The following is a 14,700-nucleotide window of genomic DNA, read 5'->3' on the forward strand; positions in this document are numbered from 1 at the left end:
GGACAAGGGGACGGTGGTGACCGGCGGGATCGTCCACGAGGCGGTCAGGTACCAGCGGCAGCGGTCTGTGTCGTAGTGGATGCGGTAGGCCACGGACCGGTTCGTCGAGACGCAGTCGGCCCACTCGTCGCTGCGGTGGTGGAAGACCACGGTTAGGCGAGGACGTACCGGCCGTGCGGGGCGTTCGCCAGGTGTGCAAGCGGAGCAGGCAGCTTCAGTGACACTTCGCCGTCCGGGGTGACGCGGATCGTCTCGTTCCCCAACCGCTTGCCCGACTCGCCGTCCGCCTGCAGGAACCAGCGCTCCGCCTCCCAACGACGCCGCCACGCGTGCTCGGTGAGCTGCGCCGCCTCGAGGTGGTGTCGGGTGTGGAGCAGGCGTTTGCCGCCCCGCACCACCCGCACCCGCCCCACCTCGTGATCGGCCCGCTCCCGCTCCAGCCGATCCTTGAGCAGATGCAGTCGCCGGGTCTTTTGGAACCACTCCTGCCGGGTGCGGTATCCGCCCGGAGCCCGCTTCGAGCCCTTCTCGCCCACCGGCAGCGACAACCGGTGCGCGATCGTCTTGATACCGGCCTCAAGGCTGCGGAGGTGCGCGAGCTGGGCACGCCGGGACAGCGCCCACTGATCGTGGGTGGCCTTCGTGATCGAACCGGCCCACCGCGAGGACGACGTGTCGGTCAGGGCCCGCTTGCGCCCCGCCCACGTATCCGCGGAGTGCTCCAGGCCCTCAGCGCACCGGCGTTTGAGATCCCTCGAGGCCAGCGACCCCAGATGCGCGCCGACCAGACGTAACACCTGCTCGTCGTCCGGCGTGAGGCCCTTGAGGCGGGTGCGGATCGCCACGCCCGACGGACCGACGGCCACGAAGGGGGCAGCGATCGTACGCAGCGACTCACCACCCATCGATGCACCCCCCTCCCCAACACTTGATCAGCAACAGGAAGAACGGTACCGGCCGGCACTGACAGTGCCCGCCATGCGCCGTGCGCGCTGCAACACCACGAACAGGTACACGCTCGTGCACACTCACACACACTCCTGCACATCCGAAACCGAACAGCTCCCAACCCCCATGCGCACCGGCCCGGTGAAGCCCTCGCCGGGAACCACGGCATCGCCCTGGGCACCGGAGCGCCGAGCGGTCGGAGCCTGCTCAAGGGGAAGCCGTCGACCGGTCGAGGTCTGCTCGACGGGCAGCCCTCGAACGAAGCGCCGGAGCGCTGGGATACCGGGATCCCACCGCCGCCCGCGCGCCGCGGCGGCGCGGACACGAACACGGCGGGGGCTCGGCAGTCGCACCGGCCGGCGCACATCCTGCGATGCCCGCTCCACCGAGCCGCCTTCACGCGGGACGAAATCCGGCCGGACTGGATGGGACAGGACCGCGGCCGTCCGCCCGCCCCCGTTCCCCTCCTCCAGCCAGGCGACCGCCGAACGCTCCCCGGCAGACAGCCGGCCGACGGATACCGGCACTCCGTCCGCCGTGGTCCGCGCCTTCCCCGCCCGGGCTCCGGCGCACCGCCCGTCCGGATGCCGCCCGGACCGACACACCACTCCGACCCGAGCCGGTCCCCCACCCTGTGCCCTCTCACATGGCAGGATCGAACGCGTCATGACTGCACCCACCACCCCCACTCGCACCCCCGTCCAGAGCGACGGCACCTCCGACGCCCCCACCGGGCAGGCCCCGGGCGCGGCATTGCACGGCCCGGTCATCGCCTGGTTCGACGAGCACGCCCGCGATCTCCCCTGGCGGCGCCCGGAGGCCGGTCCGTGGGGCGTGATGGTCAGTGAGTTCATGCTGCAGCAGACGCCGGTCAACCGCGTCCTGCCCGTCTACGAGCAGTGGCTCGCCCGCTGGCCGCGCCCGGCCGACCTGGCCAAGGAGCCCCCCGGCGAGGCCGTCCGCGCCTGGGGCCGCCTGGGCTACCCGCGCCGCGCACTGCGTCTGCACGGCGCCGCCGTGGCCATAACGGAACGGCACGGCGGCGACGTACCCACCGAGCACGCCCAGCTGCTGGCGCTGCCCGGAATCGGCGAGTACACGGCCGCGGCCGTGGCCTCCTTCGCGTACGGCCAGCGGCACCCGGTCCTGGACACCAATGTGCGTCGGGTCCTGGCCCGTGCGGTCACCGGTGTGCAGTACGCGCCGAACGCCACCACCGCCGCCGAGCGCAAGCTCGCCCGTGAGCTGCTGCCCGCGGACGAGCGCACGGCGTCGCGCTGGGCCGCCGCCTCCATGGAGCTGGGCGCGCTCATCTGCACCGCGAAGAACGAGTCCTGTCACCGCTGCCCGATCGCCGCCCTGTGCGCCTGGCAGTCGGCCGGGAAGCCGGAGCACGAGGGCCCGCCACGGCGCGGTCAGACGTACGCGGGCACGGACCGCCAGGTGCGGGGCCGGCTGCTGGCCGTGCTGCGGGAGGCCATGACCCCGGTTCCCCAGTCGGTGCTCGACCGGGTCTGGGAAGAGCCGGTGCAACGCGCCCGCGCCCTGGACGGCCTGGTCTCCGACGGCCTGGTGGAACCCCTGCCCGGCGGCCTCTACCGCCTCCCGCTCTCCTGATCCCGCCGGCGTCCGGGCGCGTGCCACGGGCCGCGCCCGGACGCCGGCGTACACAACCAGCACTCAGCCGTCGCACAGCCCGCGGCTCGCCGTGTCACAGCCATCGCGGTGTCCGTCATGAAGTTCTCCGTCCACCTACCGGACAAATCACCTCATATACACCCCAACTCCCTTCCCCCCTTACCCCGTTCCTACATCCGTTACACAACCGACGGACAGCCGAGGGCTCTCCGCAGGCTGCCTCGGACAACCCCGTGACAACTCCTCAGTAGCTTCATGCCAGTACCGCGGAAGACCGCGGCACACGACCTGCACAGGCTTTGAAGAACCGGCACCCGGCTGCGGGACGCAGCCCGAGGAGAGGTCGGAAACGGGGAACGGAGGCGGTTGGAATGGCGCAGGGCGAGGTGCTCGAGTTCGAGGAGTATGTCCGCACCCGGCAGGACGCGCTGCTGCGCAGCGCCCGCCGGCTGGTGCCGGACCCGACCGACGCCCAGGACCTGCTGCAGACGGCGCTGGTGCGCACCTACGGCCGCTGGGACGGTATCGCGGACAAGCGGCTCGCGGACGCCTACCTCCGCCGCGTGATGATCAACACGCGCACGGAGTGGTGGCGGGCCCGCAGGCTCGAGGAGGTCCCCACCGAACAGCTTCCGGAGGCACCCGTCGAGGACACCACCGAGCAGCACGCGGACCGCGCCCTGCTGATGGACGTACTGAATGTTCTCGCTCCGAAGCAGCGCAGTGTCGTCGTCCTGCGACACTGGGAACAGATGTCCACGGAGGAGACGGCCGCCGCCCTCGGTATGTCGGCCGGTACGGTCAAGAGCACGCTGCACCGGGCGCTCGCCCGGCTCCGGGAGGAGCTGGAAGCCCGCGACCTGGACGCACGTGCGCTGGAGCGTGAGGAGCAGGAGCGTTGCGCGGCCTAGGCACGAGGGCCATGAGGCCCATCGGAGCCCTCAAGGCGGCGACCGCGGCGGTGACCGCGATCGCCGCCCTCGGGCTTCTCCTCTCCGCCTGTGCCACCGGCGGCACCGGAGCGCGGGACGAGGGCCCGGCGCGCAGCGACTCGGTGGTCCCGGGCCCCGCCGCGAAGCCCTCGGCCTCGCCGACCACCGCGGAGCCCACACGGCTGGACGTGGTGCAGCTCGTGAAGGACGATCCCCAGGTCGCGAGGGCGGTCAAGGAGGATCTGAAGCCCTGCGTGGCCGACGAGTACCCGGTCGACGTCTCCTACGGCGATCTGACCGACGGGACCGTCAGCGACATCGTGGTCAACGTGATGACCTGCCATGACGCCGTCGGCATGGGGTCGTACGTGTACCAGATGAAGAACCACAGGTACCAGAATGTGTTCAAGGCGGAAGAACCGCCGGTCTACGCGGAGATAGACCGCGGCGACCTGGTGGTGACTCAGCAGATGTACGAGAAGGGCGACCCGGTGTCGTACCCCTCCATCGAGGAAGTGATCACCTACAACTGGCGGACGAACCACTTCACCGAGGTGTCCCGGACGCACAACGAATACAGCAACGCGGTGGGCAACGGCGGCTCGGCCGCCCCGACCAAAAACTGAGAGCACCGGATGGCAGAGCAGACCCACGTCCTGTTCGTCGAGGACGACGATGTCATCCGCGAGGCCACCCAGCTCGCACTGGAGCGGGACGGCTTCGCGGTCACGGCCATGCCCGACGGCCTGTCGGGCCTCGAGGCGTTCCGTGCCCGCCGTCCCGACATCGCCCTGCTGGACGTGATGGTCCCCGGACTGGACGGGGTCAGTCTGTGCCGCCGTATCCGTGACGAGTCGACCGTGCCCGTGATCATGGTGTCCGCGCGTGCCGACTCCATCGACGTCGTACTGGGCCTGGAGGCGGGCGCCGACGACTACGTGACCAAGCCGTTCGACGGTGCCGTATTGGTCGCCCGCATCCGCGCGGTGCTGCGCCGCTTCGGGCACGCGAGCGGCGCCGACCGGGCAGCCGAGGACACCTCGTCGGCGGACGGCGGTGTACTCGCCTTCGGCGACCTGGAGGTCGACACCGACGGCATGGAGGTCCGGCGCTCGGGTCAGACGGTGGCGCTCACCCCGACCGAGATGCGGCTGCTGCTGGAGTTCTCCTCATCGCCGGGCAGCGTGCTGTCGCGCGACAAGCTTCTGGAACGCGTGTGGGACTACGGCTGGGGCGGGGACACCCGGGTCGTCGACGTCCATGTGCAGCGGCTGCGCACGAAGATCGGCCAGGACCGGATCGAGACGGTCCGCGGCTTCGGCTACAAGTTGAAGGCCTGAGCGGGAGTATGCGCCGGTTCCTTCGACGCGTGATCCCGGACGACGCCATACGCACGGGCCTGCGCTGGAAGCTCAGCGCGGCCATCGCCCTGGTCGGCGCGATGGTCGCGATCGCGCTGAGCCTCGTCGTGCACAACGCGGCGAGCGTCTCGATGCTCAACAACTCGCGCGACCTCGCGGACGAGCGGATCCAGGTGGCCCAGCGCATGTACGAGTCGGGGCGCACCCTGGCCTTCGGGGTCAAGGTCGACGACCCGACCATCCCGCAGGACCTGCTGGACAAGGTCGCGGAGGGCCGGCGGGCCACCTATGTGTCGGAGGGCGCGCACGGCGTGCCGGACATCTGGGCCGCCCTGCCGCTCAAGGACGGCCGGGTGCTGTCCCTGCACACTCGGTTCACGGACCGCGGCGCCGAGGTGATGAAGGACCTCGACCAGGCGCTGCTCATCGGTTCGATCGCGGTCGTGCTGGGCGGGTCGGCGCTCGGGGTCCTCATCGGCGGCCAGCTCTCGGGGCGGCTGCGCAAGGCGGCGGCCGCGGCGAACCGGGTCGCGGCCGGCGACGCCCACGTCCGGGTGCGGGAGGCGATCGGCGGGGTCGTGCGCGACGAGACCGACGATCTGGCACGCGCGGTGGACGCGATGGCGGACGCGCTGCAGCAGCGTCTGGAGGCGGAGCGCCGGGTGACGGCGGACATCGCGCACGAGCTGCGCACCCCTGTCACGGGCCTGCTCACCGCGGCGGAGCTCCTTCCGCCCGGCCGCCCCACCGAACTCGTGCTGGACCGTGCCAAGGCCATGCGGACGCTGGTGGAGGACGTCCTGGAGGTGGCCCGCCTGGACGGCGCGTCCGAGCGCGCCGAACTGCAGGACATCATGCTCGGTGAGTTCGTCAGCCGGCGGGTGGCCGCGAGGGATCCGGACACCAAGGTCCGGGTGATCCACGAGTCGGAGGTCACCACCGACCCGCGTCGGCTGGAACGCGTGCTGTTCAACCTGCTGGCGAACGCCGCGCGGCACGGCAAGCCGCCGATCGAGGTGTCGGTCGAGGGCCGGGTGATCCGGGTCCGGGACCACGGTCCCGGCTTCCCGGAGGAGCTGCTGTCGGACGGTCCGCAGCGGTTCCGCACGGGCCGCTCCGACCGCTCGGGCGTCGGCCACGGCCTGGGGCTGACGATCGCGGCGGGCCAGGCGCGCGTGCTGGGCGCGCGCCTGACGTTCCGCAACATCCGCCCCGGCGGGGCGCCGGGGGAGGTACCGGCCGAGGGCGCGGTCGCCGTGCTGTGGCTGCCCGAGCACGCGCCGACGAACACCGGGAGCTTCCCGATCCTGCCGCTCTCCGGCGGCTGAGCCGCGCGGACCCGCCGCCGGAGAAATCGCAGAGCCTAGGAGGCCCACTCCTTGTCGAGGTCCAGGCCGCCGTCGTCCCGGCGCTGGGTGAAGGAGAACCAGTTGCCGGAGTCGTCCCGGAAGAGCGCCTCGGTGCCGTACGGGCGCTCCTGGGGCTCCTGGAGGAACTCCACCCCGCGGTCCTTGAGCTTCTTGTAGTCCCCGTGGATGTCGTCGGTGGCCAGCACACCGGCGCCCAGGGCGCCCTTGGCCACGAGCTTCTTCATCATCTCCGCGGACTCGGGGTCCATCGCGGGCGGCCCCGGCACCATGAGCGTCAGCTCGACATCGGGCTGGTCGGGGGCGCCGACGGTGAGCCAGCGCATTCCGCCCTCCCCCATGGTCATGTCCGTACGGACCTCGAGGCCGAGCTTCTGTGTGTAGAACTCCTTGGCCCTGTCCTGGTCGAGGACCCAGACGGTCGTGATGGCGAGGCCTTTGATCATGGTCATTCTCCCGGATGCGCGGGGGGGTGCTTGCGCTGCCACGGTAGGCAACACGAGTCTCAGGGCGCTTCTCCGGAATTGCGGTCCTGCGCGGCGGACCCGGGACGGAAGCCACCGGCCCAGAGCATCGCGTAGCACCCGGGGATGAGCGCGGCCCCGCGGCCCACGTGCTTGGTCCGGTATTCACTGGGGGTCAGGCCGGTCCAGCCCTTGAACCGGGCGGAAAACGTGCCGACGCTGCTGAATCCCACGAGGTGGCAGATCTCGGTCACGGTGAGGTTCGCGGTGCGCAGGAGGTCCTCGGCCCGCTCGATCCGCCGGTGGGTCAGGTACTGGCCGGGTGTCTCGCCGTAGGCCGCCTTGAAGGCCCGTATGAAGTGGTAGCGCGAGTACCCGGCATGTGCGGCGACGGCGTCGAGATCGAGGTCCGGGTCGGCCCAGTCCCGGTCCATCGCGTCCTTGGCGAGCCGCAGCTGCCGCATCTTGTCCACGGTTTCGATGCTGCCACGGAGCCCTGACAACGCGCCTCGACGCGCACAGGGGAAGGCCCCCGGGGCGGACGACACCGGGGGCCTTCAGGAGCCGAGATTCGCGCTGGTCAGACGGCCTCTGCAACCGTCGGCTGCGCATCCACGGCGTCCCCTGCCGTGGTCTCGGCCTGCTTGTTCGGCCCCGCACCGCGCAGCGGGACCTCCTTCACGAACACCGCGGCCAGCAGCGCCACCACGGCCACCACCGAACCCAGCAGGAACGCGGAGTGCGTACCCGCCGACACCGCGTACTGGTAGGCCTCACGGGCCGCCGCCGGCAGCTTCTCCAGGCTCTTGGCGTCCAGCTGCGCGGACTGCTCGGTGATCTTCGACCCGAGAGCGCCGGCCCGCTCGGCCATCACGTGCTGCACCCGGTTGTTGAAGAGGGCGCCCATGATCGCGACACCGAAGGAGGAGCCGAGGGTCCGGGCAAGGGTGGTGGTCGACGAGGCCACACCCATGTCCCGCATCTCGACGCTGTTCTGCGCCACCAGCATGGTGATCTGCATCAGGCAGCCCATGCCGGCGCCCAGGACGGCCATGTACACGCCCGAGGTGAACCGGCTCGTCCCGGTGTCCATCTGGGAGAGCAGGAACAGACCCGTGATCATCAGCGCGCTGCCGGCCACCGGGAAGATCTTGTAGCGCCCGCTGTTGGTGGTCACCCGTCCGGCGATCATCGACACGACGAGCATCGCGCCCAGCATCGGCAGGAGCAGCAGACCGGAGTTGGTGGCGGACGCGCCCTGCACCGACTGCTGGTACAGCGGCAGGAACAGCACCGCACCGAACATCACGAAACCGGTGATGAAGCCGATCACCGACATCAGCGAGAAGTTGCGGCTGCGGAAGATGTGCAGCGGCACGACCGGCGCGGCCGCCTTGGTCTGCCAGAACACGAATCCGATGAGCGCCGCGACGCCGATCCCGATCAGCTCCATGATCCGTGCGGAGGTCCACGCGTACTCGGTGCCGCCCCAGGTGGTGACCAGCACGATCGAGGTGATGCCGACGGTCAGCAGCAGGGCGCCGAGGTAGTCGATCCGCGTCTTGGAGCGCTTCCTGGGCAGGTGCAGTACGACACTGATGGCGGCCAGGGAGACGACGCCGAGCGGCAGGTTGATGTAGAACGCCCAGCGCCAGCCCCAGTGGTCGGTGATGGTGCCGCCGATCAGCGGGCCGCCGATCATCGCGAGCGCCATGACGCCGGCCATCATGCCCTGATACTTGCCACGCTCCCGCGGCGGAATGAGATCGCCGATGATGGCCATGACGCCGACCATCAGGCCACCGGCGCCGAGACCCTGGATGGCACGGAAGCCGATGAGCTGGCCCATGTCCTGCGCCATGCCGCTGAGCGCCGATCCGACCAGGAAGATCACGATCGAGGACATGAAGGAGCCCTTGCGCCCGTACATGTCGCCGAGCTTGCCCCACAGGGGGGTGGAGGCGGCGGTCGCGAGTGTGTACGCGGTCACCACCCACGACAGGTGCTGAAGCCCACCGAGCTCGCCCACGATCGTCGGCATCGCGGTGCCCACGATCATGTTGTCGAGCATGGCGAGCATCATGGTGATCATGAGAGCGAGCAGGACGACCCGCACGCTCCGTGGTTGTTTCCCGGTTTCCGCCGGTGCCGCGCTGTCCGCCATGCTCCCACTCCCCTGGTACCGCGTGCCGCTCGGGCACTTACTTGCCGACCGGCTAGTTGACTACACTGGGAAGGTAGTCCCGTAACTAGCCGGGCGTCAAGTAAGTTTCGGCGGGCCTGCCGGTCGGGCAGGCAAGTCGGTATCGGAAGTGCGAGGAGTACGGCGATGGGCGGCACCACCATGGACGGCACCAAGCGGCAGCGGCGCGGGGACACGCGCCAGCGCATCCAGGACGTGGCGCTCGAACTCTTTGCCGAGCAGGGTTACGAGAAGACCTCACTGCGGGAGATCGCCGAGCAGCTGGACGTCACCAAGGCGGCGCTCTACTACCACTTCAAGACCAAGGAAGAGATCCTGGTCAGCATCTTCGAGGACCTCTCCCGGCCGATCGACGAGCTGATCGAGTGGGCCAAGGGGCAGCCGCACAGCCTGCGGACCAAGGAGGAGGTGCTGCGCCGCTACAGCGAGGCGCTGGCCGGCGCGGCCCCGCTCTTCCGCTTCATGCAGGAGAACCAGGCCACCGTCCGGGAACTGAGCATCGGCAACCAGTTCAAGGACCGCATGCTGCAGATGCGCGACATCATCAGGGACCCGGACGCGTCACTGACCGACCAGGTCCGCTGCATCAGCGCGCTCTTCACGATGCACGCGGGGATGTTCGTCCTCCAGGAGGTCGAGGGCGATCCCGAGGACAAGCGCAAGGCGGTCCTCGAGGTGGCCATAGACCTCGTCACGCAGGCTCATTCGGGCACGCAGGCCCAGTAGCGGCGGCTCAAAGCGACACGCCCTGGGACCGCAGGAAGGCGACGGGGTCGACGGCGGACCCGTAGTCGGGGCTCGTACGGATCTCGAAGTGCAGATGCGGCCCGCTGGAGTTCCCGGTGTTGCCGGAGAGCGCGATGTGCTGCCCGGTGCCGACCGCCTGGCCGACCCTGACGTCGACCCGGGAGAGGTGGGCGTACTGGGAGTACATGCCGTTCGCATGCTTGACGACGACGGCCTTGCCGTACGCGGGTCCGTCGCCCGCGCCGTAGCCGCCGGCCTTGACGACCGTGCCGCCGTGCGCGGCGACGACGTCCGTCCCGCTCGGGACCGCGAAGTCCTGACCGCTGTGGGTGGAGTTCCACATGCCGCCGGACTGGTTGAAGCTCGCGGAGAGCGTGTAGTGGCCGACCGGGCCCACCCAGGAGGGCGGCTTCGCCGGCGCCTTGCGCGCGGGAGCCTTCGGCTTCGCCTCGGCGGGCTTGGCGGGCGCCTTCGTCTGGACAGGAACCTTCGCGGCGACGGCCTCGGTGGGGGCCTTGTCCTCGGTGGCACCGGTGGCGGCCGCGACCCCGATTCCCAGCACGGCCGAGGCGCCCACACCGGCGGCCAGAGCGGCGACGCGGGTGCGGAATCGGAACGTACGGGTCACAAGAGACAGGGCGCGCTTCGACATGCGGAACCTCGGAGGTCGGGGACTTGACCATCCCTTGGTAACCGCTGGATGGGCTGACGCCAAAATTCACGATCTACGGTGATAGTTCGTAATCAGTGCGGATGATTTGGAACACTTGACACCAGACGTAGATATCGGGCACGCATCTGACAAGGCGCACTCGGGCCCTCACCCCGGTTCAGAGAATGAAATGTCCCCTTTATTCGCCGGACGCTCGACTAGTGCGCCTAGTACCACCCGGTTCGCGTGTGCGGCATGTCACCGCCGCCGTTTGCCGGGCCTGCCTTCCTCATGGATCGGTCACTGAGTACCGGGAGATCCACGGGGAAACGAAGGAATGGAAAAAGGGGCTGCCCCGGGACCGAAGTCCCGGGGCAGCCCCTTCAGCGAAACCCTTGGAGGGTTTACGCCTCCTTGCTCAGGTTGGGTCCGGCGCCACCGGCCGCCTGCTCGATCGGCGGGACGTCCGGCAGTGCCGACTTCTCCTCACCTCGGAAGGTGAAGGTCTTGGCGTCGCCCTCGCCCTCCGTGTCGACGACCACGATGTGGCCCGGACGCAGCTCTCCGAAGAGGATCTTCTCGGACAGCGTGTCCTCGATCTCGCGCTGGATCGTGCGGCGCAGCGGCCGGGCGCCCAGCACGGGGTCGTAGCCCTTCTTCGCCAGCAGCTCCTTGGCGGACTGGGCGAGCTCGAGACCCATGTCCCGGTCCTTGAGCCGCTCGTCGACCTTGCCGATCATCAGGTCGACGATCGCCAGGATGTCGGTCTGGGTCAGCTGCGGGAAGACGACCACGTCGTCGACGCGGTTGAGGAACTCGGGCCGGAAGTGCTGCTTCAGCTCGTCCGACACCTTGTTCTTCATGCGCTCGTAGTTGCTCTTCGTGTCGCCCGCGGCGGCGAAGCCCAGGTTGAAGCCCTTGGAGATGTCCCGGGTGCCGAGGTTGGTCGTCATGATGATGACCGTGTTCTTGAAGTCCACGACCCGGCCCTGGGAGTCGGTCAGACGACCGTCCTCCAGGATCTGCAGCAGCGAGTTGAAGATGTCCGGGTGGGCTTTCTCGACCTCGTCGAAGAGGACCACCGAGAACGGCTTGCGCCGCACCTTCTCCGTCAGCTGGCCGCCCTCCTCGTAGCCCACGTAACCGGGGGGCGAACCGAAGAGACGCGAGACCGTGTGCTTCTCGCTGAACTCCGACATGTCGAGGGAGATCAGCGCGTCCTCGTCACCGAAGAGGAACTCGGCGAGCGCCTTGGACAGCTCGGTCTTACCGACACCGGACGGGCCCGCGAAGATGAACGAACCACCCGGACGCTTCGGGTCCTTCAGACCGGCACGCGTACGGCGGATCGCCTTCGAGAGCGCCTTGACGGCGTCCACCTGGCCGATGACCCGCTTGTGGAGCTCGTCCTCCATGCGGAGCAGTCGGCTGGACTCCTCCTCGGTGAGCTTGAAGACCGGGATGCCCGTGGCGGTGGCCAGCACCTCGGCGATCAGCTCGCCGTCGACCTCGGCGACGACGTCCATGTCGCCGGCCTTCCACTCCTTCTCCCGCTTGGCCTTCGCGGCGAGCAGCTGCTTCTCCTTGTCACGGAGAGACGCCGCCTTCTCGAAGTCCTGGGAGTCGATCGCGGACTCCTTGTCCCGGCGGACGGCCGCGATCTTCTCGTCGAACTCGCGCAGGTCCGGCGGAGCGGTCATCCGGCGGATGCGCATCCGGGAACCGGCCTCGTCGATGAGGTCGATCGCCTTGTCCGGCAGGAAGCGGTCCGAGATGTAGCGGTCGGCGAGGGTGGCCGCCTGGACCAGGGCCTCGTCCGTGATGGAGACGCGGTGGTGCGCCTCGTAACGGTCGCGCAGACCCTTGAGGATCTCGATGGTGTGCGGCAGGGACGGCTCCGCGACCTGGATGGGCTGGAAGCGGCGCTCGAGGGCCGCGTCCTTCTCCAGGTGCTTGCGGTACTCGTCCAGCGTGGTCGCACCGATGGTCTGCAGCTCACCGCGGGCCAGCATCGGCTTCAGGATGGAAGCCGCGTCGATGGCGCCCTCGGCGGCACCCGCACCGACCAGCGTGTGCAGCTCGTCGATGAACAGGATGATGTCACCGCGGGTGCGGATCTCCTTGAGCACCTTCTTCAGGCGCTCCTCGAAGTCACCGCGGTAGCGGGAGCCGGCGACCAGTGCGCCCAGGTCGAGGGTGTAGAGGTGCTTGTCCTTGAGGGTCTCGGGCACCTCGCCCTTGACGATGGCCTGGGCCAGGCCCTCGACGACCGCCGTCTTGCCGACGCCGGGCTCGCCGATGAGGACCGGGTTGTTCTTGGTCCGGCGGGACAGCACCTGCATGACCCGCTCGATCTCCTTCTCGCGCCCGATGACCGGGTCGAGCTTGGACTCACGAGCGGCCTGGGTGAGGTTCCGGCCGAACTGGTCCAGGACGAGGGAGGTCGAGGGGGTGCCCTCGGCCGGGCCGCCGGCGGTGGCGGTCTCCTTGCCCTGGTAGCCCGACAGCAGCTGGATGACCTGCTGGCGGACACGGTTGAGGTCTGCGCCCAGCTTGACCAGGACCTGGGCGGCGACGCCCTCGCCCTCACGGATCAGGCCGAGCAGGATGTGCTCCGTGCCGATGTAGTTGTGGCCGAGCTGGAGGGCCTCGCGGAGCGACAGCTCCAGGACCTTCTTGGCACGGGGAGTGAAGGGAATGTGGCCCGAGGGCGCCTGCTGGCCCTGGCCGATGATTTCCTCCACCTGCTGGCGGACCGCCTCGAGCGAAATCCCGAGGCTCTCCAGGGCCTTAGCGGCGACACCCTCACCCTCGTGGATCAGGCCCAGGAGGATGTGCTCGGTGCCGATGTAGTTGTGGTTGAGCATCCGGGCTTCTTCCTGAGCCAGGACGACAACCCGCCGCGCGCGGTCGGTGAACCTCTCGAACATCGTTAATCGCTCCTCAGAGCGGTCAGGCAGTGAGGGGACGCTCCCCTCGCTGTCCTTCCGCAGCTTAGTCCCGCAAGCGGGGACCGCTCATTCCAACTGCCGACACCGTCCTTGGCCTCCTGACCCCGAACGCCGACATCTGCTCCAACCCGATGGTGCGAGACGATGTTCCCGCAGGCCAGGCAGATACCCCACTCGCCAGTACGCCGTTGGCGAACGTGAGACCGCCTTTCCTCCGCGACGCCCCCTCCCACTAGGGATGTCTTACCCGCACGCACTGACACTCCATGCCGTGCCCACCGGTTCCCTCCGCTACGGGCGAACATCCTTGCGCCGCCGAACACCCCTTGACGTCCCCATTTTCGGCACTTTGCGCAACGAGCTCGATACATAGAGTAACTCCGAACGGACTTCCGCTGTTGCTCCTGACATGGCCCGCCCGTCGCCCGACCGCCACCTCTCGTCGGGGCGCTCAGCGCCACCCCCGCCTGTCGCCGTGCCGCCGCCCGGGACGGCGTCCGGCGCGAGCGGTGCGGTGCGTCACTGGTACGAGCGGGAACTGGGCTGGGAGACCCTGCCCGGAGAGCCGGTGCGGCTGGTGACGGGTGTGCGCTTCGATGTCCTGGAAGTGCCCGCGGAGGCCGGTTACGCCGCACTGCGGCATCTGGGGCCCTCGTCGCCGGTGGCGCTGTGCGGACGGCGGATGCGGCTGCTGGTGGCCGCGGGCAGCGCGGAGGAGGTGCCTGGGCTGCTCGACTGGCTGGAGTGGGGCGCTGTGGCCCTCGATCTCATGGCGACCGGGGAGGGCGGGCACATGGAGGCTCCGCTGCCGCCGGGACGCCCCCTGGCGAAGGTGCCGTCGGATCCGGACGGCATCCCGGAATCCCGGCCGCTTCCCCTGGATCGGAACGATTCACAGGGGGCCGCCGTCTGGCTGCGGCCCCCCGAGCCGGGATGCGACGTCGAACTGCTGTTGCCGGCGCTGTCGGCCGTGCGGGGCGGTGGGGGCGCCCCCGATCTGGTACGTCTGGTCGACACGATGGCAACGCAGTGCCACCGGGTCCGGCTGAGGAGCGCGAGCGCTCAGCCGTTCGCCTTCTCGTAGGCCTCGCGGATGGACGCCGGCACACGGCCGCGGTCGTTGACCTCGTAACCGTTCTCCTTCGCCCAGGCACGGATCTGCGCGGTGTCCTGGCTGCCGCCGGAAGCCGCGGCACGGGTCTTGCCGCGTCCGCCCGACGCACGGCCACCGGTACGACGACCACCCTTCACATAAGGGTCGAGAAGGCCACGGAGCTTGTCCGCATTGCCGGTCGTGAGGTCGATCTCGTACGTCTTGCCGTCCAGCGCGAACGTGACGGTCTCGTCCGCCTCGCCACCGTCGAGGTCGTCGACAAGAAGGACCTGAACCTTCTGTGCCACCGGATTTCCTTTCATCGATATCTCAGGGCCGAGGGT

At 69.3% G+C, this 14,700-nt stretch carries 13 protein-coding genes and 1 pseudogene; 7 read left to right on the plus strand and 7 right to left on the minus strand.

Annotated features, from left to right (window positions below; all coding sequences use genetic code 11):
• A pseudogene (locus ACWDA7_RS17915) lies at positions 1-905 on the minus strand (IS200/IS605 family accessory protein TnpB-related protein); the annotation flags it as partial.
• A gap of 709 nt (positions 906-1,614) precedes the next feature.
• Between ACWDA7_RS17915 and ACWDA7_RS17920 the strand changes: the two are divergent.
• From ACWDA7_RS17920 to cseC, 5 genes are all read left to right on the plus strand, one after another.
• Positions 1,615-2,565, plus strand: a complete 951-nt coding sequence (locus ACWDA7_RS17920; RefSeq protein ID WP_450605238.1) for an A/G-specific adenine glycosylase — start codon at positions 1,615-1,617, stop codon at positions 2,563-2,565.
• 392 nt (positions 2,566-2,957) lie between these two features.
• Positions 2,958-3,497, plus strand: coding sequence for a SigE family RNA polymerase sigma factor (locus ACWDA7_RS17925; RefSeq protein WP_432931002.1), 540 nt, complete (start codon positions 2,958-2,960; stop codon positions 3,495-3,497).
• An 11-nt stretch (positions 3,498-3,508) separates the two neighbouring features.
• Positions 3,509-4,144 (plus strand): hypothetical protein, encoded by a 636-nt coding sequence (locus ACWDA7_RS17930; protein ID WP_450605239.1) that lies wholly within the window; start codon positions 3,509-3,511, stop codon positions 4,142-4,144.
• Between the two features lie 9 nt (positions 4,145-4,153).
• Positions 4,154-4,858, plus strand: a complete 705-nt coding sequence (gene cseB / locus ACWDA7_RS17935) for a two-component system response regulator CseB (RefSeq protein ID WP_450605240.1) — start codon at positions 4,154-4,156, stop codon at positions 4,856-4,858.
• Positions 4,859-4,866: 8 nt separating this feature from the next.
• Positions 4,867-6,207 (plus strand): two-component system sensor histidine kinase CseC, encoded by a 1,341-nt coding sequence (gene cseC / locus ACWDA7_RS17940; protein WP_450605241.1) that lies wholly within the window; start codon positions 4,867-4,869, stop codon positions 6,205-6,207.
• Positions 6,208-6,242: 35 nt separating this feature from the next.
• On the opposite strand, the gene ACWDA7_RS17945 is transcribed toward cseC, so the two are convergent.
• The 3 genes from ACWDA7_RS17945 to ACWDA7_RS17955 form a co-directional block, all read right to left on the minus strand.
• A complete protein-coding gene (locus ACWDA7_RS17945; RefSeq protein ID WP_450605242.1) occupies positions 6,243-6,692 on the minus strand; it encodes a VOC family protein in 450 nt (149 codons plus the stop codon).
• A gap of 59 nt (positions 6,693-6,751) precedes the next feature.
• Positions 6,752-7,174, minus strand: a complete 423-nt coding sequence (locus ACWDA7_RS17950; RefSeq protein WP_450605283.1) for a helix-turn-helix transcriptional regulator — start codon at positions 7,172-7,174, stop codon at positions 6,752-6,754.
• Between the two features lie 116 nt (positions 7,175-7,290).
• Positions 7,291-8,874 (minus strand): MDR family MFS transporter, encoded by a 1,584-nt coding sequence (locus tag ACWDA7_RS17955; protein WP_450605243.1) that lies wholly within the window; start codon positions 8,872-8,874, stop codon positions 7,291-7,293.
• Positions 8,875-9,039: 165 nt separating this feature from the next.
• On the opposite strand from ACWDA7_RS17955, the gene ACWDA7_RS17960 reads away from it, so the two are divergent.
• Positions 9,040-9,639, plus strand: a complete 600-nt coding sequence (locus ACWDA7_RS17960) for a TetR/AcrR family transcriptional regulator (RefSeq protein WP_450605244.1) — start codon at positions 9,040-9,042, stop codon at positions 9,637-9,639.
• 7 nt (positions 9,640-9,646) lie between these two features.
• On the opposite strand, the gene ACWDA7_RS17965 is transcribed toward ACWDA7_RS17960, so the two are convergent.
• Both ACWDA7_RS17965 and ACWDA7_RS17970 read right to left on the minus strand, forming a co-directional pair.
• On the minus strand, positions 9,647-10,312 hold the full coding sequence (locus ACWDA7_RS17965; RefSeq protein WP_450605245.1) for a M23 family metallopeptidase: 666 nt from the start codon (positions 10,310-10,312) through the stop codon (positions 9,647-9,649).
• 404 nt (positions 10,313-10,716) lie between these two features.
• Complete coding sequence (locus ACWDA7_RS17970) at positions 10,717-13,242, minus strand: ATP-dependent Clp protease ATP-binding subunit (protein WP_360997238.1); 2,526 nt, start codon at positions 13,240-13,242, stop codon at positions 10,717-10,719.
• Positions 13,243-13,672: 430 nt separating this feature from the next.
• Here ACWDA7_RS17970 and ACWDA7_RS17975 point away from each other — a divergent pair, with 430 nt between their 5' ends.
• Entirely contained in the window at positions 13,673-14,347 is a 675-nt protein-coding gene (locus ACWDA7_RS17975; RefSeq protein WP_450605246.1) for an SCO3374 family protein, read from the plus strand.
• On the opposite strand, the gene ACWDA7_RS17980 is transcribed toward ACWDA7_RS17975, so the two are convergent.
• The gene (locus tag ACWDA7_RS17980; protein ID WP_450605247.1) at positions 14,326-14,664 is read right to left on the minus strand and encodes a histone-like nucleoid-structuring protein Lsr2; all 339 of its coding nucleotides are present in this window, start codon (positions 14,662-14,664) and stop codon (positions 14,326-14,328) included. The genes ACWDA7_RS17975 and ACWDA7_RS17980 overlap by 22 nt on opposite strands.
• Between the last annotated feature and the right edge of the window lie 36 nt (positions 14,665-14,700).

The organism is Streptomyces sp. NPDC001156 (genome assembly GCF_053598275.1).